The following is a 22,402-nucleotide window of genomic DNA, read 5'->3' on the forward strand; positions in this document are numbered from 1 at the left end:
AACGCAGCCGGTTGGCTGCGTTTTTTTATATCCGCTTCGCATCATCAGTTCTGAGCGTACTCGAACGCCTTGATTACGCGCTTCACGCCGTTGACGTGGCGAGCAATCTCGACGGCTTGTTCCCCCTCCTGGCGCGTAACCAGACCGATCAGGAATACCTCGCTATCTTCGGTTACTACCTTCACCTTGGTGCTGTCAAAGTTCTTGGTGCCGAACATATCGGCTTTCACCTTGGAGGTGATCCAGGAGTCATTGCTGCGGGTGGTGAAGCTGGCTGGTTGACCAAGGCGCAGCTCGTTATAGACGTGGCGAACCCCTTCGATGCGGCCGACGATTTTGCCTGCCTCCAGTTTGTACACGTCAGAAGGTGTCTGGCCGACCAGCAACACGCGGCCATTGTTGCTGTAGACGCTGATCTTGCTGGCCGCGCTGAGCGGTTTGTTGTCAGCCAGCAGGTTGGCTGCTTTGAGCTCGATGGCCTGATCGTCCCACTGGGCGCCCAGGGTGCGGCGATCGCCTGAGGCCTTGGCAGTACCGGCTGCGCCGCCAACGACTACTGCCGCACAGCCTTGCAGCAGCAGGGAACCGGCCAGCAGGCCAAGAATGAGGATCTGCTTGTTCATGGTTTCAATCTTCCTGTTGCGGGAAAAGAGTCTGGTCGATGAGATCACACAGGCAGTGCAGGGTCAACAGGTTCACTTCCAGAATGCGAGGCCGACGGGCGGATGGTACGCGGATCTCCACATCGTTCGGGCCCAGCAGGCCAGCCATCTCGCCACCGTCACCACCACTGAGTACCACTATGGTCATGTCGCGGGAGAGCGCAGCTTCCGCCGCCTTGATCAGGCTGCGGCTGTGACCCGAGGTGGTGATCACCACCAGAATGTCACCCGGCTGACCCAGTGCGCGGATCTGCTTGGCGTAGACTTCTTCGAAGCCGTGATCGGTGGCGATGGCGCTGATGGTCGCCATGTCGGGGGTCAGCGCCATGCCGGGCAGGGAGGGGCGCTGGGTTTCGTAGCAGTTGACCAACTCGGAGATGAACAGCTGCGCCAGTGCGGCAGAAGGACCGTTACCGCATGCCAGCACCTTGTGGCCATTGAGCAGGCAGATGGTGATCATCTGGGCTGCAGTATGGATGGCATCCGGCAGCGCCTCGGCGGCTGCAATCTTGGTCTGGATGCTTTCGGTGTAGTTCTCTTTGATGCGGTCTGTCATAGGGTCCTCTTAAAATGCGTTCCGGATCCAGTCTGGCTGGTCCCCCTCGAACGCGATCACATCGAATCGGCAGGCCTGGCTGGCCTCGTTGATGGCATGTTGCTTCAAATAGTGGCGCGCTGCCAGCATGATCTTGCGCTGTTTTGCCCGGGTGACCGAACTGGCTGCTCCACCATGGCTGGCGGAGGCCCGGTACCTCACCTCAACAAACACCAGGGTCTGGCCCTGGTGCATGATGAGATCGATTTCGCCGCCCCGGCAGCGGTAGTTGCGGGTCACCGGCTGCAGACCCTGGGTCTGCAGCCAGCGTTCAGCCACTAGCTCAAAGTGCTGTCCCTTGCTCGACGGGAGCGGGAACAGGTTCTGCAATTGCTGGCGCATCCGTGCTAACAGCTCCTTCATTGGCTGGCTCCTCCAGCTGCTGGACTGCATTCTCGTCGACCAGCTTGCCATTTTGGTAGGTGGCCCAGCTCAGCATCCGCACGATATTGCCCTGGGCATCGACGCTCAGCTGACCACTCATGCCGGACTGCTGCATGCCACCCACCTTGCGCATCTGTTGCAGATTTTCCGCCAGTGCGACGGCGTCATAGCCCATGGCAAACAGGCGCAGCAGGTCGCCCTGGGTCTGCGGCCACAGCAGGGCAATTTGCTCGCGCTGCTTCTCGTAACCACCGAGCAGCAGCGGCATATCGGCGATACGCATGCCGTTGAGTTCGGAGGTCACTTCGGTCGCGGCGCTGTCATAGCCGCGCGGGCCGGTGAAGATTGGCAGGCTGCCCATCGGATTGACGGAGACATCCACATAGGGCTTGATCATCCGGGTTTCCAGCGGGTTGGCCACGATGTAGACGACATCAATGCTGCGCGGTGCGGCGTCGGAAAGCTGGACAACCTGACCGGCACGGGTAGTAGAGCGGCCGCTCAGGGCGTTTTTAACCATGCCTTGAACTTCGTTGCGGCCGCCAAAGGTGGCGACTACCGGCTTATCCTGGCTCACGGTTGCCCAGGCCTGTTCAAAGGCCTTGATGCTGCTGTAGCCGATCCGCCCCTGGGCGGCGATCAGCAGTGGCTTGCGGTAGCCCTGGGTATAGAGGTACTGCGCAGCCTGCGCGGCATCTGCGGCGGCAGAGAGGGAGAAGTAGTAGGTGCTGTCGTTGACGATCGGCTTGTCCAGCTCGTTGAGCGCCAGAACCGGCACAGTCGGGTTGGCCTTGAGCAGCTCCTCGACCCGGTCTTTGAGCAGCGGGCCGATGATCATGTCCGCCCCTTCCTGAATCGCCTGCTTGTAGAGGTCGATGGTCGGTTTGCTCTGGGTGTCGTAGAAGTTCAGGGTAAATTGACCCTGATTCTCCTTGTAGGACATCAGCATACCGTTGCGGATGGCGGCGCCCTGTGGCTCCAGATTGCCGGAGAGGGGGAGCAGCACCGCAATCTGCTGCACCGAGGTGCTGGCAGCAGTGGCAGTCAGATCGCCAAGACCCGCCGGCATGTCTTTCTGGGCCGGATGGTTGGGGAAATCGCGCTTCCAGCCAGCCAGCTGACGGGCGAGCAGGTTGGGCTGGGCACCGAACTCGTTGACCAGTGCCGCCAGACGCAGCCAGCCGGTGGTTACGTCAGGAGCCGGGGCCTCTTCCAGCGCCTGCAGGGTAGAAGGGGTCATGCTCTTGAGCAGCGACCAGATCTGCTGATGGTTGGTGGCCTGCTCGCTCTGGTTGAGGTAAGGCTCCAGTGCAATCAGTGACTTGGCGGCACCAAACTTGTTGTTGATGTCGAGCTGCAGTACCACGCGCTGACGATACCAATCCTTCTGGGTATCGGCATCCAGCGCAACCTCAGGTTTGCCTTCCAGCAGGATCAGCGCCTGATTGGCATGGCCTTGTGCCAGCAGCAGGTGGGCTTGCAGCAACTGCAACTGCGCCTTCTGGGCGGGCTCCTTGGCCTGCTTTTGCAACTGCTGGAACAGCGCCGAGGCCGGTTTGGCCTGACCGAGCGCCAGATAGCTACGCGCTGCCAGCATCTGCCAGGTAAAGGCTTCAGCCGGTTTGGCGGGATCGACCTGCTCCAGATACCACTGGGCATTCTTGGTCAAATCCGAGAAGGCTGACGGCATGCCAGACTGCCCCGAAGGTTGATTGGGCTCCGACGCACAGGCGGCCAGCAGGATTGCCGCGAGTAGGATGCCGAAGAGTCGTGATACACTTAGCTGCTTTGTAACCCGGTTCAAGTTCATTCCCCGACCAGTGTTGAAATTCCCCATAGTGTAAACGGGGCAATATGGCGACACAATTGTCGGGGCACTCGGAGATCCCATGAGTGACATCCCAACCCTGTATATAGTGCCCACTCCGATCGGCAATCTGGCTGACATCACCCAGCGTGCTCTGGATATTCTGCGCAGCGTCGATCTGGTCGCTGCCGAAGATACCCGCCACACCGGCATTCTGCTCAGCCACTACCAAATCTCGGTGCCGACCTTTGCGCTGCACGATCACAACGAGCAGCAGAAAGCCGATGTGCTGATCGGCCGGATCAAAGAGGGCAAGAGTGTCGCTCTGGTCTCCGATGCGGGTACCCCGCTCATCAGCGACCCCGGTTATCATCTGGTCACCCGCTGTCGCGAAGCCGGGGTCAAGGTGGTGCCACTGCCCGGCCCCTGCGCCGCCATCACGGCGCTCAGCGCTGCTGGCCTGCCCACCGACCGGTTTGCTTTCGAAGGTTTCCTGCCGGCCAAGAGCAAAGGGCGTGACGATCGCCTGCAAGCTGTCATCGAAGATACCCGTTCGCTGGTGTTCTACGAATCCCCGCGCCGGGTACAGGATACGGTGGAAGCGATTGCTCGCATCCTGGGCGAGCGCCAGGTGGTTGTGTGCCGTGAACTGACCAAAACGTTCGAATCCATCCACGGCTTGCCCGCCTCCGAGATGCTGACCTGGCTTGGCGAAGATGAAAACCGCTGCCGTGGCGAGATCGTGCTGGTGGTTGCCGGAGCCAGTAAAGAGGAAGAGGAGCTGCCGGCCGAGGCGATCCGTACTCTGGGTCTGCTGGTTGCTGAGCTGCCGCTCAAAAAAGCGGCGGCACTGACCGCCGAGATCCACGGCGTGAAGAAGAATGCCCTCTACAAGTACGGTCTCGAGCACTATTAATTGCCGTAAACGGGAATTGCCGGTTTACCCCGCCCACATCACGAGGCTATAATCCGCGCCTCGGAGTTGGCTGGGCAATCGCTGCTTCGTCGTTGTGTCCCTCGGGACAGACGGGCGGAGGGGAGGAAAGTCCGGGCTTCACAGGGCAGGGTGCCAGGTAACGCCTGGGGGGCGCGAGCCTACGACCAGTGCAACAGAGAGCAGACCGCCGATGGCCCGCAAGGGATCAGGTAAGGGTGAAAGGGTGCGGTAAGAGCGCACCGCGCGACTGGCAACAGTTCGTGGCACGGTAAACTCCACCCGAAGCAAGACCAAATAGGCCCCTATTGGCGCGGCCCGCGTTGGGGGCGGGTAGGTTGCTTGAGCCAGCGAGCGATTGCTGGCCTAGAGGAATGATTGCTACCCGGGGCAACCCGGTACAGAACCCGGCTTACAGGCCGACTCCGACCCAATTCTGCGTGACCCGTCACGATAAATCCCGGTGCTTAGCGGCACCGGGATTTTTTACATCTCACAACATGATGTGGCGTGTGGCAGCATTTTTGAATTTGTAATAAAGTTCGGCCTCTTTTTGGTCGCTATGACCCGGTTGGATGAGTTGTATCTATCATGCTGCATCCCCCACCGAAGGGGCTGACGGCAAGGGAAGATGAAATGGTCAGGGTGGATTTTTAATGTCATCAAGCGGTGCAGTGCACACACCTTCCCGCCTGCTCGGAGCCGAGCAAGGCAAAGCCCTTCCTCGTTATGATCTGCTGGGTATCGATCGGGTAAACCGCACTCGTCTCAAGCAGGTTAACGCCCAGTTGAGCACCTTTTCTCTGCAGGTCGCCGGCTGCATGGCCCAACTTTTCAACAGTGCTGATTGCGAGCTGGCCTATGGCGAGTTCGCCGCCTCCAGCGTCGCCGATGTTGCCGAGCCACAACTCTGGGTCGAGGCCACATCCCGGGTTGATCCCCAGCGCGCAGTCTATTTTTCCATCTCTCCTCTGGTGATCTACCGTCTGGCCGTCCTCTTTTTTGGTGGCACGCTCCATCAGAAAGAGGAGGCACTTCCTGCCGGTAAAGGGGTGACTGATACGGAACAGCGCCTGCTGCAACGACTCTGTCACTATCAGGTCGATATCTGGTGCTCCTGCCTCGGGCTGGGAGATCTTGAGTGGCAGATCAATATCATCCCGCAGGATGCCATGCCGACCCGTCAGCTGTGGACTACCCGTGCCGCCCTGCAAGCTGGCAATTGCACCCACCAGTGGCAGATGTGGCTGCTTCCGTCCGAAGAATCCGACTCTCAGGAAGGGATTGCCTTGCCCGAGGGAGAGCTGGAACAGGTATTGAGCCATGTTCCGGTCCGGCTGCGGGTGGTCATGGGGCAGCTGTCGATGACGTTGGCCTATCTGGAGTGCCTCAAGGTGGGAGATGTGCTGTCGCTGGATCTGCCGGAGATGGTGCCCGCCCTGATTGGAAACCGCCCCTGCTTCAACGGGCGCATAGCAGAACATAAAGGCAGTCTGGTCTACCAGGTTGCGACTGTGGTAGAGGAGTAAATCGAATCATGAGCGAGCACAATATGAATGACCCGCTGGATCTGGATGGACTGGATCAACTGTTTGGTGACGATATCAGCATGCCCAGTGCCGCCGACTACATGGCGCCGACCAGTAGCAGCAAGCAGCGGGATCTCTCTTTCTTCCGCCAGATCCCGGTCAAGGTGACCCTCGAGGTGGCCAGTACCGAAGTGCCTCTGGGTGACCTGATGCGGGTGGAAGAGGGCGCCGTGATTGAGCTGGATAAACTGGCGGGTGAGCCGCTGGATGTCCGGGTCAATGGTCGCCTGCTTGCCAAGGGGGAAGTGGTCGTCGTCAACGGCAAGTATGGCTTGCGTCTGGTTGATGTAATCGATGCCAAACTGCTGGGTGGCATGGACGACTGATGCGTTACCTGCTGCTGACCCTGCTGCTCTTCTCCCTGCCTGGCTGGGGGGCTGACATGACCCTGTTCTCGGTAGCTCCGGGGGCAGCAGGTGGCGAGGATTACAACATCAAGTTGCAGATCCTCTTCTTTATGACAGTGCTGGGGTTGTTGCCGACCCTGTTGCTGATGATGACCAGTTTTACCCGGATCATCATAGTGCTGGCCATCTTGCGGCAGGCGCTCGGTTTGCAGCAGAGTCCTCCCAACCGGGTGCTGATCGGGATCAGCCTCATCCTGACTCTGGTTATCATGCGTCCGGTCTGGACCGACATATACCAGAATGCCTTTGTCCCGTTTGACAGGGATGAGATCACCCTGTCGGAAGGGGTTGCTCGCGCAGAGAAACCGCTGCGCACCTTTATGCTGGCGCAGACCCGCGAGCCGGATCTGGAACAGATGCTGCGCATCTCCGGTGAACCAACAACGGTGGCCAAGCAGGATGTGCCTTTCGGGGTGCTGTTGCCCGCGTTTGTATTGAGTGAGTTGAATACCGCATTTCAGATCGGCTTTATGCTGTTTATACCGTTTCTGGTGATCGATCTGGTGGTGGCCAGCGTGCTGATGGCGATGGGGATGATGATGCTCTCGCCGCTGATCATCTCCTTGCCATTCAAGCTGATGGTTTTTGTACTGGTCGATGGCTGGTCGATGACGGTCGGTACCCTTGCAGCCAGCTTTGGCGGGGGAGGCTGACATGACGCCGGAGCAGAGCGTGGCGCTGGTTGGCGGCGCCGTCAATCTCGTCGTGGTGATGGTCTCCGTGCTGATCGTGCCGGGGCTGATTGTGGGCTTGGTCGTCAGTGTGTTTCAGGCTGCGACCCAGATCCAGGAGCAGACCCTCAGCTTTTTACCCCGTTTTCTGGTGACCCTGATGACACTCATCTTCACCGGAAACTGGCTGCTATCGCAGATCACAACCCTGTTCCACGACCTGTTTTTGAAGATACCCGGACTCATCGGATGAACTCCCTCTTGTCCCTCAGTGCTGCCGATCTGACGGCCTGGCTGGGGCAGTGGTGGTGGCCATTTTTGCGGATTGGTTCCGCCTTCTGGGTCATGCCGGTATTCGGTGACGGTCGGGTGCCGCCGCAAGTTCGTCTGCTGCTGGCGCTGATCGTCAGCCTGCTGATTGCCCCCATGCTCAAGGGGATGCCTGTCGTTGACCCCTTCAGCATCGGTGCTCTGGTATTGGCTGTTGAGCAGCTGCTGTTCGGGTTGCTGTTCGGGCTCTGTGTCCAGATGCTGTTCATGATCATGACCATGGCTGGCCAGATCCTCTCCATGCAGATGGGGTTGGCGATGGCGGTGATGAATGACCCCAGCAATGGTGACACCGCACCCATCGTCAGCCAGTTGATGCTGGTCTTCTGTTCACTGTTGTTTCTTGGTCTGAATGGCCATCTGGTGACGCTGGATGTGCTGGTGCAGAGCCTGCGCAGCTGGCCACCCGGATCTTCCCTCGACCTGCTCGACATGAAAGGGGTGGTCGGTCTGTTCGGTTGGTGCATCGGCGCTGCATTGATCCTCACCCTGCCTGCCGTGGTTGCCATGTTGATGGTCAACCTGACCTTTGGCGTCATGAATCGGACGGCCCCTTCGCTGAACATCTTCTCGCTCGGTTTCCCCATGACGCTGCTGCTCGGGCTGCTCACCATGGCTATCTCAATCAGCGGAGTCCCTTCCCGTTACCTTGAGCTGGTGACTCACGTGCTGGAACAACTGCGAGCCCTGACCCCCTCATGAGCCAGAACAGCGCCCAGGATAAAACCGAAGAGGCCTCTTCCCAAAAACTGCGCAAGGCACGGGAAGAGGGTCAGATTGCGCGCTCCAAGGAGCTCAGTTCGGCGGGCCTATTGCTGCTCGGCGGCTTTGCCATGCAGTGGATGGTGCCCAGCTTTGGCCGCTTCTTCGCCGAGTTGATGAAACGGCCACAACGGTTCGACTGGCAAGGAGCCAGGGATCCGCAAATGATGGTGCACTGGACGGCGGAAGCCTTGATCAACATGTTGTGGGTGCTGCTGCCGCTGTTTGCTTTTCTGGCTCTGATGCTGGTCCTGCTCAGCTCGTTGCCGGGGGGCATGGTTCTGACCTGGAAGAAGCTCTTCCCCAGTGCCGAGAAGCTGAACCCACTCAAGGGGCTCAAGCGGATGTTCTCTAGCCACAGCCTGATGGAGCTGCTGAAGTCGGTACTGAAAATTCTGCTGATTGGCTCCACGCTGGCGCTGCTGCTCCAGCATCAGTGGCCTACGTTGCTGATGATGAACCGGATGCCACCCCAGGCCGCCATGGAGCAGGCGCTGCGGATCCTCTCTCAGGCATTCATCTTGCTTGGTGGCGTGCAGATGTTGATCGCCGTGCTGGATGTGCCCTATCAGCGCTGGTCGCTGAACAAGCAGTTGCGGATGACCAAGCAGGAGGTCAAGGATGAGCACAAGAACAGCGAAGGTCGTCCGGAAATCAAGGCGCGGATCCGTCAGGTGCAGGCCATGCTGGCTCGTGCCCGTATCGAGCAGCGCGTACCGCAGGCGGATGTGATCATCGTCAACCCGACTCACTACGCGGTGGCCATCAAATATGATCCCCAACGTGCCAATGCCCCGTTCGTGATTGCCAAGGGGGTGGATGGCATGGCTGAGCGGATCCGTCAGGTGGCCAAACAGCACGACAAGATGGTGATGAGTCTGCCGGAGCTGACCCGTGCCATCTACTACTCCACCCGGATAGATCAGGAAGTGCCGGCGGGTCTCTATACCGCGGTGGCTTATGTCTTGAATCATGTATTGCAGTTGAGGGCGTATCAGGCCGGCAAGGGGCGAAAGCCAAACCCGCTTGCTCCTTTGCATGTGCCGCCCGAATTACGTCAACCTGAGAGGTAAGTTGTGAACTGGCGTGTATTGACCCAATCCTATACCGCGATCCCGATGATGCTGCTGGCCATTCTGGCCATGATGATATTGCCGCTGCCGGGCTGGCTGCTGGATGCCCTCTTTACCTTCAACATTGTGTTGGCGGTACTGGTGCTGCTGGTCTCAGTATCGGCGCGTCGCCCTCTCGACTTCTCCGTCTTCCCCACGGTGTTGCTGGTGGCAACCCTGATGCGGCTGTCGCTCAACGTGGCCTCGACCCGCGTGGTGCTGCTGCATGGCCATGAGGGCCATGAAGCGGCGGGCAAGGTGATTCAGGCATTTGGCGAGGTGGTGATCGGCGGCAACTATGTCGTGGGTCTGGTGGTCTTCGTGATCCTGATGATCATCAACTTTGTGGTGATCACCAAGGGTGGGGAGCGGATCTCCGAGGTGTCTGCCCGCTTTACCCTGGATGCGATGCCGGGCAAGCAGATGGCCATCGATGCCGACCTCAATGCCGGCACCATGGATCAGCATCAGGCGCGGGCGAGACGGGACGAGATCGCCCGTGAAGCCGACTTCTACGGGGCGATGGATGGTGCCTCCAAGTTTGTGCGCGGTGATGCGATTGCCGGCATGCTGGTGCTCATCATCAACCTAGTCGGCGGCCTTGCCATCGGTATTTTCCAGCATGCCCTGCCGGTTGCCGAAGCCTTCCAGCGCTATGCCCTGCTGACCATCGGTGACGGTCTGGTGGCCCAGATCCCTTCGCTGCTGATGTCTACTGCTGCCGCCATCATTGTGACCCGGGTCAGCGATGAAGGTGAGATGGCGGATCAGGTGGGTGACCAGATCCTGGCTTCCCCCCGCGTCATCTACACTGCCGCTGCCATCATGCTGGTTCTGGGGCTGGTGCCGGGCATGCCGATGCTGGCCTTCCTCAGCTTTGCCGCCGTGCTGGCCTGGACTGGCTGGAGCGTGAGCAAGCGGGCGGTCAATACCCCGGATCTGGATGCCGCGCAGGAGCTGGCTCGCCAGATTGCCCAGCCGGAACCACAAGGGCTGGAGTGGCAGGATTTGCCGCCGGTCGATACCGTCGCCATCGAACTGGGCTATCGGTTGGTGCCGCTGGCGGAAGCTGACAAAGGCGCCGAGCTGCTGGCCCGGGTGCGCGGTATTCGCAAAACCCTATCGGAGCAGTACGGTTTTCTGCTGCCCGAGATCCGGGTTCGCGACAATTTGCAGCTGCAACCCGATCAGTACCGGATCAAGCTCTCCGGTGTGGCACTGGCGTCCGGCAATGTTGATTGCCAGCGTCTGATGGCCATCAGCAGCGGCGAGACCTATGGTTCGCTGGATGGGGAGCTGACCCAGGATCCTGCATATGGTATGAGCGCAGTCTGGATTTCACCGGAAAACAAAGCCAAAGCCCTCAATCTGGGTTATTCGGTGGTGGATTCGGCAACGGTGATCGCGACCCACGCCAGCAAGCTGCTGCGTGAGCAGCTTGATGCCCTCTTCGGTCATGACGAGGTGGGCAAGCTGGGGCAACATCTTGCAGCCCAGTCGCCCCGTCTGGCGGAGGAGCTCAATCTCGCCCTGACCCAGATGCAGCAGTTGCGAGTTTTTCGGCAATTGCTAAAGGAACAGGTCAGCCTGACCGATATACGCACGGTGGCGACGACCCTGCTTGATGCCAGCGAGCTGACCAAGGATCCCGTGCTGCTTGCTTCCGATGTTCGTTGTGCCTTGAAGCGCCAGATTGTGAGACAGGCGATTGGCAGCCGTGATGTGCTTGCCACCTTCACGCTCGATGACCGTCTTGAGCAGACCTTGCTGGCGGCCATGAACCAGTCGCAGCAGCAGGGGAAAATCCAGCTGGACAGTTTTCCGGTTGATCCGCAACTGCTGGCACAGTTGCAGCAAAATATGCCGCTGGTTAAAGAGCAGCTGCAGCAGCAAGGATATGCCCCGGTACTGGTCGTGATGCCGCAACTTAGACCCTTGATCGCGCGTTATGCCCGATCTTTTGCAAAAGGGCTCAAAGTGCTCTCATATAATGAAATACCGGAAGAGTTGAGAGTGGAGGTTATTGGCACGCTAGGCTGAAACAGGGCTGCCATGTTAATAGGCAAATGGGAAGAATATATTCCGCCTATCTACTTGAATTGTAATTGTAAGCCGTTATGATGTGACTGTTTTTGACGCATTCGGTCGTCAAAGATAAATAACAAATATAACAATTCACATGTGTCACTCAGCAGTCACCACTAATTTGGTGCTGTCTTGTCCAAATACGGGCAGTCGCATGAAAAAGGCAAACTGAACTGAAAAGTCAGGACGCAAAGCCTCCGGTCTAAAAGCAGGAATGCTCATGATAGCGGGGTTGCCAAGGCCATTGTTACCGCCTTGATATAACACTGGTTTGATCTAGGTGCTCGTTAGAAGCGCCAGCGTACCTGTGCGTCTTTTATTTCGGCATTTCAGTTCTGTTGATTGTTTTATCCACAATCACGGGTTCGGGTTCATATGCTTTCGGATGTATCTATCAAAAAAAGCTCAAGACCGGCCAGTCTTGGGAGAGATCCCCATTTATTGTTAATCAGCTCATCTATGGCCGATGGGAACGATATTGAAGGAATATTGGCAGCACAGGGATATGCTGTTTCCCGCTGTGACTCTATTCGCAAGTCGAAATTAATTCTCGGCAGTCGTTCCGTTGATTTAATCCTGCTCGACATGGATCTCATGACCGAAGTAGGTCCTCAATTGGTGCATGATTTTAGCGGCATTGATTGCGTGATCCTGGTTAATGAGCGTCAGGCCTATCTTGCGGCAGAAGCGATGCGAGCCGGTGCCATTGACTACATCATCAAGCCCTTCGGGGGGCAGCAGATACTGGATGTGGTGAAGGGGGCACTGCGTCTGCGGCAGGCCATTCCAGACCTGATCGCCGTCTCGACCATGAGCCTGCAAGTGTTGCAGCTAGCTCGCCGGGCAGCCAAAACGGCAGCCACCATTCTTATCGGGGGTGAGTCGGGAACGGGCAAGGAGCGTCTGGCGCGTTACATCCACGAGATGTCCAGCCGTGCTCACAAGCCGTTTGTCGCCATCAACTGCGCCGCCATTCCCGAGTCCATGCTCGAATCCATTCTGTTTGGCCACAACAAGGGGGCCTTCACCGGTGCGACGGGTTCGCAGCCCGGCAAGTTCGAGCAGGCGCAGGGCGGAACCCTGATGCTCGATGAAATCTCCGAGTTGCCCCTGTCACTGCAGGCAAAGTTGTTGCGGGTTTTGCAGGAGCGTGAGGTGGAGCGCCTCGGTAGTCATCAGACCATCGCGCTGGATGTGCGGATCATCGCCGCCAGCAACAAGGATCTGCGCACCCTGGTGGCAGCCGGCCAGTTCAGGGAAGACCTCTTCTATCGCCTCGATGTGTTGCCGATGAACTGGCCAGCACTGCGCGAGCGTCCCGACGACATATTGCCGTTGGCTGAATATTTCATCGAACGCTATGCGCCCCAGCAGGGGTATCGCCTGAGCGAGAGTGCCCGCAAGCAACTGCTGGCTTATCAGTGGCCGGGCAACGTCAGGGAGCTCGATAACGTCATTCAACGTTCATTAATCATGGCTCGCGGATTGCATATTCAAGCGGTCGATTTGATGCTGCCCAGCTATGTCGCGGAACCCGAACATGGATTGGCGGAAGTCCTTTCCGCCCCGGAAGGGTTGAGCGAGACACGTCGGCACGCAGAATTTCAATTTGTACTAGAGACCTTGCGCCGCTTCCGTGGCCATCGTACCCGCACGGCAGAAGCGCTCGGGATGACCACCCGGGCTCTGAGATACAAGCTGGCGGCGATGCGTGAGCAGGGCATTGATATCGAGCAGCAGCTTCAAAACTAAGGGATAACGGCGTGAAGATTGAAATGATGTCATCACAGGCAACGCTCCTGCAGCAGATGCAGGAGATGCAACGAGTTGCCACTCAGGCTCCTTCCATCGAATCCAATGATCTCTCGAATGTGTCATTCAGCGACGCCATGCGCGACGTTGTCGGCAGAGTCAACGAACAGCAGAACATGGCTTCAGCCATGATGACGGCTGTTGATGCCGGCCAGAGCGATGATCTGGTCGGGGCCATGGTGGCCAGTCAGAAAGCGGGTCTCAGCTTTTCAGCCCTGATGCAGGTGCGCAACAAGCTGATGACCGGTTTTGACGACATTATGCGCATGCCGCTCTGAGGTAAGTGATGACTGAACTGGTAACGTCCCCGCAAGGGGCTTCGGATTCCTTCAGAACACGCGTGCAGGAGGGCCTTCGCAACTGGCGCAGCCTCTCCCGTGACAATAAATCGATCCTGACCATTGCTCTGCTGGCTGCCATCGTTGCCGGCACAATCGTCGTCATTCTGTGGACGTCCAGCAAAAACTACGTCCCCCTCTACGGCAAGCAGGAGCTCTACGATACCGCCAACATCATGGAGATGCTGGAGAAGGAGCAGGTGCCGTTCCGGCTGGAGAAGAGCTCTGGCCAGATCCTGGTGCCGGAGAATCAGCTGGCCCATGTTCGTATGGCTTTGGCGGCCAGAGGGGTGAGAGCGGCCATGCCGGCGGGTCTGGAGGGGCTGGACAATGTCACCGGCCTCGGCACCAGCGAGTTTATGGAAGGTGCCCGCTATCGCCATGCACTGGAAGGCGAACTGGCGCGCACCATCATTTCGCTGGATGCGGTGCGCAGTGCCCGCGTCCATCTCGCCATTCCCAAACGCACTCTCTTTGTCGGTCGTGATGAGGAGAAGCCAAGTGCATCCGTCATGCTCGATCTGCAACCCGGTCAGACCATGGAGCCCGGCCAGGTCGAGGCCATTGCCAACCTGGTGGCAGGCAGTATCTCCGGCATGAAACCCGGGGCGGTCACCATTGTCGATCAGGCTGGCCAGCTGCTGAGTGCCGAACTCGGCGACAAGGCCGGTTTTGGCAAGCAGAGCGTGCAGCAGATGGAGTATGTGCGCAAGCTGGAGCAGTACATTCGCCAGCGTGCCAGCGACATGCTCTATCCCATGCTGGGCACCGGCAACTTCCGGGTGCAGATTGCCGCAGACGTCAACTTCAATGCGGTGGAGGAGACCCAGCAGCAGCTGGATCCACAAGGGGTGGTGACCAAGGAGTCGAGCAAATCGGACAAAACCATCGATGCGCTGGCACTGGGTATCCCCGGCGCTCTGTCCAATCGACCTCCTGAAACGGCGCCCAAGAGTGATCCGGCGACCCAGAATCAAACTGCGGCGGCCACCACCACGGAAAATCAGAAAAATGACTCCCGCACCGAACGGCAGGAGGTCAGCAAGCAGTACGAAAACAGCCGCACCATAGTACACACCCGCTATCAGCAGGGACGGCTCGAGAAGATGAACGTCTCCGTACTGCTCAATCATCAGAGCGCCCCGAAAGGTGGCTGGAATGATGAGCAGCTGACGCAGATCCGGCAGATGGTCGAGCGCTCGGTGGGCTTTGATGAGGCTCGTGGAGACCAGATCAGCCTGCAAGTGTTCGACTTCACCGGCGCTGCGCCGATTGCTCCGCCCGAATCGAGCTGGTGGGAGACCCCTTATTGGCAGGATTCGCTCCGTTATCTGGTGGGTGGCCTGCTTGGCCTGACGCTGGTCTTCTTCGGTATCCGCCCGTTGGTGAAGCATCTGGTTCGCACCCAGCAGGCGCCGGATGAAGAGGCGCTCTCCGACGAGCTGGATGATGAGCTGGAGCCGACAGTGGGTCTCTCCATGCGGCGGGATGATGATGTTGCCTTGACGGCGCCGCCGATGAGCAATGGTCTGATCCGTTCCGACAACGAGCGGGAGCCGCACTTCTCTTCTCTGGATCTGGAGGCATTGCCGGAGCCGGGTTCCGAGCTGGAAGTACAACTCAAGCATCTGCAGTTGCTGGTTGACAAAGATACCGCTCGGGTAGCGGAAGTGGTGAGAGCATGGGTAAGTGGCAATGAACAACGTTAACCTGAACCAGAAAGCCGTCGATATCGATATCGACAACCTTGAGAAAGCGGCCATCCTGCTGTTGAGCATGGGGACTGAGGCTGCTGCCAAGGTGATGCAAAAGCTCTCCCGCGATGAAGTGCAGCGCCTTATCTCCAAAATGGCCGGTCTCTCCGGCGTCAGTTCGATGGAAGCCCGATGGACCTTGCAGCAGTTCTTCAACCAGTATCGTGAACAGAGCGGGATTGGCAGCGCCTCTCGCGAATATCTGGAACAGACTCTCGACCTGGCCCTTGGTCAGCGTCTCTCCCGCAGCCTGCTCGACAGCCTCTACGGTGATGTGATGAGTCAGGATATCCAGCGGTTGCAGTGGGTACCTGCCGATGTGCTGGCCCGCTTCTTCCGCAATGAGCACCCGCAGATGCAGGCGGTGCTGCTGGCGTTCCTGCCACCCCAGACCGCTTCCGCGGTACTGGATGAGCTGCCCGGCTCGGTACACGACGATCTGCTGGTGCGGGTCGCCAGTCTCAGCAGCGTCAGCGAGCATGTTCTGGGTGAACTCAGGCTGACGCTGGATCGTTGTCTTGCCTATGTTGCTGACCAGTCCGGAGCCAAGGTGAATGGTGTGCGGCAGGTTGCCGATATCCTCAACCGCTATCAGGGCGACAAGGAGCAGATGCTCTCGCTGCTGCGTGAACACGATGGTGACATGGCGCTGGAAATCGAAAAGAACATGTTCGACTTCATGACGTTGCGTCGCCAGAGCGACGAAACCCTGCAGCGTCTGGTGCAGGAGATCCCGAGCGAGCTGCTGGCACTGGCCCTCAAGAATACCGAGACCAGCTTCCGCAAGGTGGTGCTCGGCGCCATGCCGAAGCGGATGGCTCAGGCACTGGAAGATCAGATCCAGCATCAGGGCAGCGTCTCCCTGCGCAAGGTCGAGCAGGCCCGAGAGGAGATCATGCAACTGGTCCGCGAGTTGGTGGAGCAGGGCGAGATCGAGTTCCAGCTGTTCGAAGAACCGACGGTCAGCTAACAGGGGGCATTGATGAGTCACTATGTGCGCAAGTTGATGCCCGGCCCGACCCGGCTCTACCGCTTTCCGGCCTTGGGGCAGAGCGGGGAAGAGGCTCAGAGTCAGCAGGAGCAGTTCGAGTTTGGTTATCAGCAGGGGCTGGAGCAAGGTCACGACGAAGGGTATCAATCCGGATATCAGCAGGGACTGACCAGCGGTCTGGTGGAAGGGGAGGCCAAGGGGCTGCAGCAGGGACAAACCCGCGGATTCGCTCAGGGTTTGGCGGAGGGGCGCGCCTCTTTCGATCAGGCCATGGTGCCCTTTGCCAAGCTGCAGGAGCAGTGGGAATCCCTGACCCGGGTAAAGATGCATGAGCAGAAAGCGCTGATTGCCCAGCTGGTGGCCCAGGTGGCCAAGCGGGTTATCCAGGCCGAATTTACTCTCAATCCCCAGCAGGTACTCAATCAGGTAGAGCAGGCGCTGGCGACTCTGCCTGCCGCTTCGGAAGAGCTGGTCATCTATCTCAATGAGGGGGATCGCCAGCGTCTGGCCGAACAGGGAGTCACCCGCTGCGAAGGGTGGCCGTTGCAGGTAGACCCCAATCTGGCCATTGGCGATGCCCGCATCGAAACACGGGCTGCGGTGATCGAGGTCAATACCGGCGAGCGCCTTGCCTCCTGCATCGAGCAGCTGAACAGCACGCTGGAACTGCCGCAGCATGCATGAAGCTCTGCAACAGGCGCTCACCTCGGCGCTCGACTGCTTTGACGAGGTGCCCGGTTTTCGCCGCTATGGCCGACTGGTTCGCGTAACGGGGCTGACCCTTGAGGTAATCGGCTGCCAGCTGGTGATGGGGCAGCGCTGCCGGGTCGATACGGCATCCGGCGAGTCTCTGTTGGCAGAGGTGGTGGGTTTCAACCGGGAGATCTCCTATCTGATGCCGCTGCAGCCCATGGGAGGGCTTTACGCCGGAGCCCGGGTGCTGCCAATCGATGGCGAAGAGACAATCAGGGTCGGCGAACATCTTCTGGGCCGGGTTGTCGATGGTCTGTTGCAGCCGCTGGATGGCCGTCCTCTTCGTGACGAGGGGGAGCGTGTTGCACTCTTCTCTTCTCCGCCCAATCCGCTGCTGCGCACGCCGATCCGTGAACCTCTTGATGTGGGTATCCGTGCCATCAATGGCTTGCTGACGGTTGGCAAGGGGCAGCGACTGGGCCTGTTTGCCGGCTCCGGCGTGGGCAAGAGCATGCTGCTCGGCATGATGACCCGCAACACCACGGCACAGATCGTCATCGTGGGGCTGATTGGTGAACGAGGTCGTGAAGTCCGCGAGTTCATCGAGCACAGTCTCGGTGCGGAAGGTCTGGCCCGCTCGGTGGTGGTGGCCGCTCCGGCGGATCAATCCCCTCTGATGCGGTTGCGTGCCGCCCAGCTCTGCCATCGTCTTGCTGAATATTTTCGTGAGCGGGGCCATGATGTGCTGCTATTGATGGACTCCCTCACCCGCTACGCCCAGGCCCAGCGCGAAATCGCACTGGCTATCGGTGAGCCGCCGGCGACGCGCGGCTACCCGCCATCGGTGTTCAGCATGCTGACCCAGCTGGTGGAACGGGCCGGCAACGGTACCCACCCTGATGGCAGCCTGAGTGCCTTTTACACTGTTTTGGCGGAAGGGGATGATCAGCAGGACCCGGTAGTCGACTCGGCCCGAGCCATTCTGGATGGTCACATAGTGCTGACCCGACGTCTGGCGGAAGAGGGACACTACCCGGCCATCGACATCGGCGCTTCGGTGAGCCGGGTGATGCCGCAAGTGGTGCCGACTGATTGGCAGCAGCTGGCGGTCACCTTGCGCCAATTGTGGGGGCGCTATCAGCAGGTGCGCGAATTGCTGCCGCTCGGTGGCTATCAACCGGGGGCCGATCCCCAGATGGACGAAGCGGTACAACGTTACCCGGCCATTGCCGCCTTCCTGCAGCAGGGGATCCATGAAGAGACCCCACTGGCTCAGGTCGTGGCTGGGCTCAAGCAGGTTCTGGGCAGGTAATCAGAGGTCGCCATGTTGAAATCCTATCTCGGCTTGCAGCAGGAGGCGCTGGAGGTGCTCGGCAAGGAGCGTCAGCGCTTGCGGGAAGAGGCGATAAGGGAAGAGCAGAGAGCCTTGCGGTTGCAGGAGGTGATCGGCTCGCTGAGCCCCGGCTCGGCCACTTTCCATCCCTTGCTGTGGCAGAACAAGCAACAGATGGATCGCCAGTTGCGTCATCTGCTGGCCCATCAGGTGCAGCAATCGGCACTGGCCAAGCTGGAACTGGATCGCCATGAAGGGGAGGTGGTCAGGCAGTTTGGTCGGGTCAAGGGGCTGGAGCACCTGCTGGACAAGCGTGAGCGAGCCATCAGCCAGCAGCGGGAGCTGCGGGATCAGCGCCAGCTCGACGAGCTTTCCGGCTTGCGCCACCGTCAGCTCAAAGAGGGGAACTAGTCGGGAAAACGCTCCAGCTGGCCGTAAGCATGCTCCTGGCCCAGCAGCGCGTTGATGGTCTCTATCTGCCCAGCCAGCAGCCGGCCGTTGAGATCGTTCTGGCGCAGACACTGCTGCAACAGCAGTTCGAGTTGTTGCCACTGGCTAGCGACTTTTGGCTGCATGGTGGCAGGCAGTTTGGCAATCAGGGTCGCCATCCCCTTTTCATCCGGTTTCAGTCCCAGTGCGAGCAGATGGTGGCAACGTTGCTGCGCCTGTTTTTGCACATCGGCCATCAACCTTGTCTGCTGCTGGTTGTGGGTTGCCAGCCCATCGACATCGTGCGCTGCCAGCAAGCCGTGCTGGCGCAGCAACAGGCTCTGCAGCTCGGCGTAGCGGCTGCAATCTTGCTGGATGCCCAGGATCAACTCCTTGATCCGCTGTTTCGGCTCCATGCTCATCGGCGATGCATGTCCAGAATGGCCTGACCCAGTGCATCCATATCGAGCTCCAGTTTTCCTTCGCTGATGGCCTGACGGATCCGGTTCACTTTTTCCATATCCACGTCGGATGTGGTAGCAAGCTGGGCTCTCGCCTGATTGACAACCTGTGCCGTGCTGCTGATCTGGGCGTCAGCCTTGGTAGCGCGCGCCTCGACTTGGGCTGGCGCGCCATCCTGCTTGCGTTGCAACTGGGTCTGAACGTAGAGCGGGTCGGTGCGTGTGATTTTCATAACGTCAATTCCTGGTGGTCTATCTCTGCAAAGCGACCCAAGGTCGGCCTAACTTGAATAAAAACCCTTATACGGGTTCAAAAACGGGTTTCGACTTCCCCTTTTGCGATGACCCAGGCCTGGATCTCTTTGCCTGAGCTGCTGTTGCGTACCTTGATGCCATCGCCGATGGCGCCGCTTGCCAATGCCGTGCCGCGGGTTGTGGCCGAGAATCCGCCCTGACCGGCCCGGATCAACACCCCTTCACCCTCCTTCACCGCCCAGGCCTTCTGCAGGTCCAGTTCGCCAATCAACTGCCCCATCCTGAGATTGCGATTGGCCTTGCTGCCTGTCAGCGACTCGGAGACGGGAATGAAGCCTCGCTGCAGTCTGCTGACATCCAGCGACTCCTCGACGAGGTCCGCTGCCTGAATGGTCTGGCCTTTCCGGATCTCCCGGGCCGTCATCCAGACTGGCAGCATGAGCGTGACCTCGACCCGGGCTCTCAGTTGCCAGGAGGGGTTGGCACACTCGACCAGGTAGGGGCGACGACCCCACGGCTGGCGGTATTGGCCCCCTGCCTGCAATCGGATCTCTTGTTGGCAGGGAGGAAGGTGTTCCACCGCCGGAGAGATCCACACCTGATAGTCCACCTCCGGGATTGCCCAGCCCTGTTGTTGCAGGTAGGCATGCAGGGTCTGACTTGCATCCTCCCTGAGGCGGGCACCGACCTGTTGCGACAGCTCGCCGGGTTCAGCGTGCAGCGGGCTTGCCAGCATCAGCAGCCAGAAGAGGCCTGATCGCTTCCATACGGGAAACGGTACTTCCCCTTTTATCAATGTGATCAGCCAGGGGCTGCGCTGCATCCGGCGCAAATAAGGGATCTTCATGATTGGCATGAGTCTTGATAACGAGTGCACCGGTCTGACTGATTCATAAAAGGATGAAGCATGAGTATCTCATTTGACAGCGCTCTTGGCGTACACCCTTATGCCCTTGATATCCGGGCTGACCGGGCGCGTATTCTGGCCGGGAATCTGGCCAATGTGGATACCCCCGGCTATCTGGCCCGGGACGTCGATTATAAGACGATTCTTGGCCGTGTCGCACAGCAAGTTGCGGCAGGCGATGAGAGCGCTGCCATCAGTCAGGGCACCATGGCTGACGATATGCAGCATCCGCTCTATCGCATCCCCTATCAGGCATCCATGGATGGCAATACCGCTGAGCTCAGCGTCGAGCAGAGCAAGTTTGCCAACAATGCCACGGATTTCCAGACCAGCCTGACCTTCCTGAATATGAAAATCACCGGGATCGCCAAAGCGATCGAGGGGCGTTAATCATGTCGTTCAACCGAATCTATGACATCGCCGGCAGTGCCATGCGGGCGCAAACCGTGCGACTCGATACCGTCGCCTCCAATCTGGCGAACGTGGACAGTGCCGCCGGCAGTGAAGATGCCGCGTTTCGCGCCATCAAGCCGGTTTTCTCCACTCTCTATCAGCGCGTGCAGGATGCAGAGGCGCTGGGGTCTGCACAGGTTCAGATCGCCGGCATAGTGCAGTCTGATCGTCAGGTCGAGAAGCGTCTCGAACCGACCAACCCGATCGCCGATAAAGACGGTTTTGTTTACTACTCCAACGTCAATGCGGTGGAGGAGATGGCCGACATGATGAGTGCCTCCCGCGGTTTCGAAACCTCGGTCGAGGTGATCAATCGCATCAACAGCATGCAGCAGGGTTTGCTGCGTCTTGGTCAGGGGGTCTAAGCCGTGAGTCTGCCTCAGGTAAGCACCCTTGATACCGCCCGTGGTGCCAGCCCGCGCTCTGCCACCCCGGATATCGCCCCCAACAATGTGGCGGCTGGCTCTGCCACTGGCCAGAGTGCCCAGAGCGGCATGCAACTGCGCAACGAATTTCTGCAGATGATGGTGGCCCAGATCCAGAACCAGGATCCCACCAACCCGCTGGATGGCGCCCAATATGTCACCCAGCTGGCCCAGTTCAGCATGGTGGAAGGGGTCGAGAGCCTGAAACTGCTGCAGCAGAAGTCCATCAACATGATGGATACCCAGCAGGTCCTGCAGAGTACCGACCTTATCGATAAAGAGGTGATGGTACCGAGCAAGACCCTGACCAAGAGCGATGACAAAGCCATTCGCGGTCAGGTCGAGCTGGCGGGCGCCGCCGATCAGGTCGAGCTCAAGGTGTATGACGAGCATGGCACCCTGGTGGCGACCAAGAGTTGGGGTGAAAGCAAGGCTGGCGGGCTGGATTATGAATTGCCGGAGCTGCCCGCCGGGGAGTACAGCTTCGAGGTCAAGGCATCCCTCAACGGAGTTGCCACCACGTCCAAAAACTATGTCGCCAGCAAGGTGGATCGCGTCACCCTGCCCGGCACCGGCGAGATCATGTTGCAGGTCGCTGGCGTGGGTGACGTCCCCCTCTTCAGTGCCATTCAGTTCGGCAAATCGGCGTAATCAAACAGGAGCGAAATTGTGTCTTTCAGTATCGGATTGAGCGGCCTGCGCGCCGTAAACCAGGAATTGAGCGTTATCAGCAACAACGTGGCCAACGCCAGTACCGCGGGCTTCAAGTCCAGCCGTGCCGAGTTTGCAGCCATCTATGGCGGCGGTCAGGCGGGCGGGGTCGAGATGAACAACGTATCCCAGAACTTTGACCGCAATGGCGACGTGATGCGTACCGGCCGTGGTCTGGATCTGGCCATTTCCGGCAGCGGTTTCTTCGTGCTCAAGGACAGCAACGGCCAGACCTCCTACACCAGAGCCGGCATGTTCCAGCGTGACCCGAACAACTACCTGACGACCGCCAACGGCACCCGTTTGCAGGGCTATACCACCAATGATGCCGGTGAGCTGCAATCCGGCGTGATCGGTGACATTCAGGTCAAAGCCGGCAGCCTGCCAGCCAAGGCATCCGACAAGCTGGAGTTCGTCGCCAACCTGAAGGCGGATGCCAGCGTGATCGATCCGGCTCTTCACCCCTTCGATCCAGCCAAGTCAGACAGCTTCAGCTACTCCC

Annotated in this window: 25 protein-coding genes, 1 other RNA gene, 1 pseudogene and 1 riboswitch; of the genes and pseudogenes, 20 read left to right on the plus strand and 7 right to left on the minus strand. The window is 59.1% G+C overall.

Features of this window, described 5'->3' with window-relative positions; all coding sequences use genetic code 11:
• Positions 1-44: 44 nt before the first annotated feature.
• From dolP to AACR93_RS12260, 4 genes are read right to left on the minus strand one after another with little or no spacing between them, the layout of a single operon-like run.
• The gene (gene dolP, locus AACR93_RS12245) at positions 45-623 is read right to left on the minus strand and encodes a division/outer membrane stress-associated lipid-binding lipoprotein (protein WP_033115436.1); all 579 of its coding nucleotides are present in this window, start codon (positions 621-623) and stop codon (positions 45-47) included.
• 4 nt (positions 624-627) lie between these two features.
• Positions 628-1,218, minus strand: a complete 591-nt coding sequence (locus AACR93_RS12250) for a D-sedoheptulose-7-phosphate isomerase (RefSeq protein WP_005336275.1) — start codon at positions 1,216-1,218, stop codon at positions 628-630.
• Between the two features lie 9 nt (positions 1,219-1,227).
• The gene (locus tag AACR93_RS12255) at positions 1,228-1,599 is read right to left on the minus strand and encodes a YraN family protein (RefSeq protein WP_041210138.1); all 372 of its coding nucleotides are present in this window, start codon (positions 1,597-1,599) and stop codon (positions 1,228-1,230) included.
• Positions 1,541-3,331: a penicillin-binding protein activator gene (locus AACR93_RS12260; RefSeq protein WP_043850972.1), complete on the minus strand. Its 1,791-nt coding sequence runs from the start codon at positions 3,329-3,331 to the stop codon at positions 1,541-1,543. Before AACR93_RS12260 ends, AACR93_RS12255 begins: the two co-directional genes overlap by 59 nt.
• A gap of 199 nt (positions 3,332-3,530) precedes the next feature.
• On the opposite strand from AACR93_RS12260, the gene rsmI reads away from it, so the two are divergent.
• From rsmI to lfiJ, 16 genes are all read left to right on the plus strand, one after another.
• Entirely contained in the window at positions 3,531-4,364 is an 834-nt protein-coding gene (rsmI, locus tag AACR93_RS12265) for a 16S rRNA (cytidine(1402)-2'-O)-methyltransferase (protein WP_043850973.1), read from the plus strand.
• A gap of 62 nt (positions 4,365-4,426) precedes the next feature.
• An RNA gene (gene rnpB, locus AACR93_RS12270) (RNase P RNA component class A) lies at positions 4,427-4,813 on the plus strand.
• A 225-nt stretch (positions 4,814-5,038) separates the two neighbouring features.
• Complete coding sequence (gene lfiM / locus AACR93_RS12275; RefSeq protein ID WP_197077955.1) at positions 5,039-5,911, plus strand: lateral flagellar motor switch protein LfiM; 873 nt, start codon at positions 5,039-5,041, stop codon at positions 5,909-5,911.
• 8 nt (positions 5,912-5,919) lie between these two features.
• Positions 5,920-6,297: a lateral flagellar motor switch protein LfiN gene (gene lfiN / locus AACR93_RS12280; RefSeq protein WP_033115432.1), complete on the plus strand. Its 378-nt coding sequence runs from the start codon at positions 5,920-5,922 to the stop codon at positions 6,295-6,297.
• Positions 6,297-7,031, plus strand: a complete 735-nt coding sequence (gene fliP / locus AACR93_RS12285; RefSeq protein ID WP_042030105.1) for a flagellar type III secretion system pore protein FliP — start codon at positions 6,297-6,299, stop codon at positions 7,029-7,031. The genes lfiN and fliP overlap by 1 nt, the downstream gene beginning before the upstream one ends.
• 1 nt (position 7,032) lies before the next feature.
• Positions 7,033-7,302 carry a lateral flagellar biosynthetic protein LfiQ gene (lfiQ, locus tag AACR93_RS12290; protein WP_041210142.1) on the plus strand — a complete coding sequence of 90 codons (270 nt, stop codon included), beginning with the start codon at positions 7,033-7,035 and terminating at the stop codon, positions 7,300-7,302.
• Entirely contained in the window at positions 7,299-8,081 is a 783-nt protein-coding gene (gene lfiR / locus AACR93_RS12295; RefSeq protein WP_043850974.1) for a lateral flagellar biosynthetic protein LfiR, read from the plus strand. The genes lfiQ and lfiR overlap by 4 nt, the downstream gene beginning before the upstream one ends.
• The gene (flhB, locus tag AACR93_RS12300; RefSeq protein ID WP_043850975.1) at positions 8,078-9,214 is read left to right on the plus strand and encodes a flagellar biosynthesis protein FlhB; all 1,137 of its coding nucleotides are present in this window, start codon (positions 8,078-8,080) and stop codon (positions 9,212-9,214) included. The genes lfiR and flhB overlap by 4 nt, the downstream gene beginning before the upstream one ends.
• Before the next feature lie 3 nt (positions 9,215-9,217).
• Positions 9,218-11,293 carry a lateral flagellar biosynthesis protein LfhA gene (gene lfhA, locus AACR93_RS12305; protein ID WP_033115427.1) on the plus strand — a complete coding sequence of 692 codons (2,076 nt, stop codon included), beginning with the start codon at positions 9,218-9,220 and terminating at the stop codon, positions 11,291-11,293.
• A gap of 197 nt (positions 11,294-11,490) precedes the next feature.
• Positions 11,491-11,578, plus strand: a riboswitch (cyclic di-GMP riboswitch).
• 249 nt (positions 11,579-11,827) lie between these two features.
• Positions 11,828-13,090: a lateral flagellar response regulator transcription factor LafK gene (gene lafK / locus AACR93_RS12310; protein WP_269429850.1), complete on the plus strand. Its 1,263-nt coding sequence runs from the start codon at positions 11,828-11,830 to the stop codon at positions 13,088-13,090.
• A gap of 11 nt (positions 13,091-13,101) precedes the next feature.
• Entirely contained in the window at positions 13,102-13,428 is a 327-nt protein-coding gene (gene lfiE, locus AACR93_RS12315; protein WP_082035417.1) for a lateral flagellar hook-basal body complex protein LfiE, read from the plus strand.
• 17 nt (positions 13,429-13,445) lie between these two features.
• Positions 13,446-15,197, plus strand: a complete 1,752-nt coding sequence (gene fliFL, locus AACR93_RS12320; RefSeq protein ID WP_082044107.1) for a lateral flagellar M-ring protein FliFL — start codon at positions 13,446-13,448, stop codon at positions 15,195-15,197.
• Positions 15,184-16,212, plus strand: coding sequence for a lateral flagellar motor switch protein FliGL (fliGL, locus tag AACR93_RS12325; protein WP_033115424.1), 1,029 nt, complete (start codon positions 15,184-15,186; stop codon positions 16,210-16,212). The genes fliFL and fliGL overlap by 14 nt, the downstream gene beginning before the upstream one ends.
• A 12-nt stretch (positions 16,213-16,224) precedes the next feature.
• On the plus strand, positions 16,225-16,917 hold the full coding sequence (lfiH, locus tag AACR93_RS12330) for a lateral flagellar assembly protein FliH (RefSeq protein ID WP_043850978.1): 693 nt from the start codon (positions 16,225-16,227) through the stop codon (positions 16,915-16,917).
• Entirely contained in the window at positions 16,910-18,238 is a 1,329-nt protein-coding gene (gene lfiI / locus AACR93_RS12335) for a lateral flagellar FliI-like assembly ATPase LfiI (protein WP_043850979.1), read from the plus strand. The genes lfiH and lfiI overlap by 8 nt, the downstream gene beginning before the upstream one ends.
• A gap of 12 nt (positions 18,239-18,250) precedes the next feature.
• Positions 18,251-18,670, plus strand: a complete 420-nt coding sequence (gene lfiJ / locus AACR93_RS12340; protein ID WP_043850980.1) for a lateral flagellar protein LfiJ — start codon at positions 18,251-18,253, stop codon at positions 18,668-18,670.
• Here the strand turns inward: lfiJ and lfgN are convergent.
• The 3 genes from lfgN to lfgA all read right to left on the minus strand — a co-directional run bounded on the left by lfgN (position 18,667) and on the right by lfgA (position 20,251).
• On the minus strand, positions 18,667-19,110 hold the full coding sequence (gene lfgN / locus AACR93_RS12345) for a lateral flagellar protein LfgN (protein WP_043850981.1): 444 nt from the start codon (positions 19,108-19,110) through the stop codon (positions 18,667-18,669). The two genes, lfiJ and lfgN, sit on opposite strands and share 4 nt — an antisense overlap.
• The gene (gene flgM, locus AACR93_RS12350) at positions 19,107-19,382 is read right to left on the minus strand and encodes a flagellar biosynthesis anti-sigma factor FlgM (protein WP_033115419.1); all 276 of its coding nucleotides are present in this window, start codon (positions 19,380-19,382) and stop codon (positions 19,107-19,109) included. The genes lfgN and flgM overlap by 4 nt, the downstream gene beginning before the upstream one ends.
• 77 nt (positions 19,383-19,459) lie before the next feature.
• Positions 19,460-20,251 carry a lateral flagellar basal body P-ring formation protein LfgA gene (lfgA, locus tag AACR93_RS12355; protein WP_043850982.1) on the minus strand — a complete coding sequence of 264 codons (792 nt, stop codon included), beginning with the start codon at positions 20,249-20,251 and terminating at the stop codon, positions 19,460-19,462.
• A 60-nt stretch (positions 20,252-20,311) separates the two neighbouring features.
• On the opposite strand from lfgA, the gene lfgB reads away from it, so the two are divergent.
• The 4 genes and pseudogenes from lfgB to flgEL form a co-directional block, all read left to right on the plus strand.
• Complete coding sequence (gene lfgB, locus AACR93_RS12360) at positions 20,312-20,701, plus strand: lateral flagellar basal body rod protein LfgB (protein ID WP_041210152.1); 390 nt, start codon at positions 20,312-20,314, stop codon at positions 20,699-20,701.
• Between the two features lie 2 nt (positions 20,702-20,703).
• The gene (gene flgCL, locus AACR93_RS12365; protein ID WP_033115416.1) at positions 20,704-21,129 is read left to right on the plus strand and encodes a lateral flagellar basal body rod protein FlgCL; all 426 of its coding nucleotides are present in this window, start codon (positions 20,704-20,706) and stop codon (positions 21,127-21,129) included.
• A 3-nt stretch (positions 21,130-21,132) separates the two neighbouring features.
• Positions 21,133-21,840: a flagellar hook assembly protein FlgD gene (locus tag AACR93_RS12370; protein WP_043850983.1), complete on the plus strand. Its 708-nt coding sequence runs from the start codon at positions 21,133-21,135 to the stop codon at positions 21,838-21,840.
• Between the two features lie 18 nt (positions 21,841-21,858).
• Positions 21,859-22,402 (plus strand): annotated as a pseudogene (gene flgEL / locus AACR93_RS12375) (lateral flagellar hook protein FlgEL); the annotation flags it as partial.

Origin of the sequence: Aeromonas sp. L_1B5_3, assembly GCF_963866575.1 — a bacterium.
GTDB lineage: Bacteria > Pseudomonadota > Gammaproteobacteria > Enterobacterales > Aeromonadaceae > Aeromonas > Aeromonas jandaei.

Coding starts and splice junctions, on each gene's coding strand:
- dolP (WP_033115436.1), bottom strand. CDS start 623: ATGAACAAGCAGATCCTCATTCTTGGCCTGCTGGCCGGTTCCCTGCTG.
- AACR93_RS12250 (WP_005336275.1), bottom strand. CDS start 1,218: ATGACAGACCGCATCAAAGAGAACTACACCGAAAGCATCCAGACCAAG.
- AACR93_RS12255 (WP_041210138.1), bottom strand. CDS start 1,599: ATGCGCCAGCAATTGCAGAACCTGTTCCCGCTCCCGTCGAGCAAGGGA.
- AACR93_RS12260 (WP_043850972.1), bottom strand. CDS start 3,331: ATGCCGTCAGCCTTCTCGGATTTGACCAAGAATGCCCAGTGGTATCTG.
- rsmI (WP_043850973.1), top strand. CDS start 3,531: ATGAGTGACATCCCAACCCTGTATATAGTGCCCACTCCGATCGGCAAT.
- lfiM (WP_197077955.1), top strand. CDS start 5,039: ATGTCATCAAGCGGTGCAGTGCACACACCTTCCCGCCTGCTCGGAGCC.
- lfiN (WP_033115432.1), top strand. CDS start 5,920: ATGAGCGAGCACAATATGAATGACCCGCTGGATCTGGATGGACTGGAT.
- fliP (WP_042030105.1), top strand. CDS start 6,297: ATGCGTTACCTGCTGCTGACCCTGCTGCTCTTCTCCCTGCCTGGCTGG.
- lfiQ (WP_041210142.1), top strand. CDS start 7,033: ATGACGCCGGAGCAGAGCGTGGCGCTGGTTGGCGGCGCCGTCAATCTC.
- lfiR (WP_043850974.1), top strand. CDS start 7,299: ATGAACTCCCTCTTGTCCCTCAGTGCTGCCGATCTGACGGCCTGGCTG.
- flhB (WP_043850975.1), top strand. CDS start 8,078: ATGAGCCAGAACAGCGCCCAGGATAAAACCGAAGAGGCCTCTTCCCAA.
- fliGL (WP_033115424.1), top strand. CDS start 15,184: ATGAACAACGTTAACCTGAACCAGAAAGCCGTCGATATCGATATCGAC.
- lfiH (WP_043850978.1), top strand. CDS start 16,225: ATGAGTCACTATGTGCGCAAGTTGATGCCCGGCCCGACCCGGCTCTAC.
- lfiI (WP_043850979.1), top strand. CDS start 16,910: ATGCATGAAGCTCTGCAACAGGCGCTCACCTCGGCGCTCGACTGCTTT.
- lfiJ (WP_043850980.1), top strand. CDS start 18,251: ATGTTGAAATCCTATCTCGGCTTGCAGCAGGAGGCGCTGGAGGTGCTC.
- lfgN (WP_043850981.1), bottom strand. CDS start 19,110: ATGAGCATGGAGCCGAAACAGCGGATCAAGGAGTTGATCCTGGGCATC.
- flgM (WP_033115419.1), bottom strand. CDS start 19,382: ATGAAAATCACACGCACCGACCCGCTCTACGTTCAGACCCAGTTGCAA.
- lfgA (WP_043850982.1), bottom strand. CDS start 20,251: ATGAAGATCCCTTATTTGCGCCGGATGCAGCGCAGCCCCTGGCTGATC.
- lfgB (WP_041210152.1), top strand. CDS start 20,312: ATGAGTATCTCATTTGACAGCGCTCTTGGCGTACACCCTTATGCCCTT.
- flgCL (WP_033115416.1), top strand. CDS start 20,704: ATGTCGTTCAACCGAATCTATGACATCGCCGGCAGTGCCATGCGGGCG.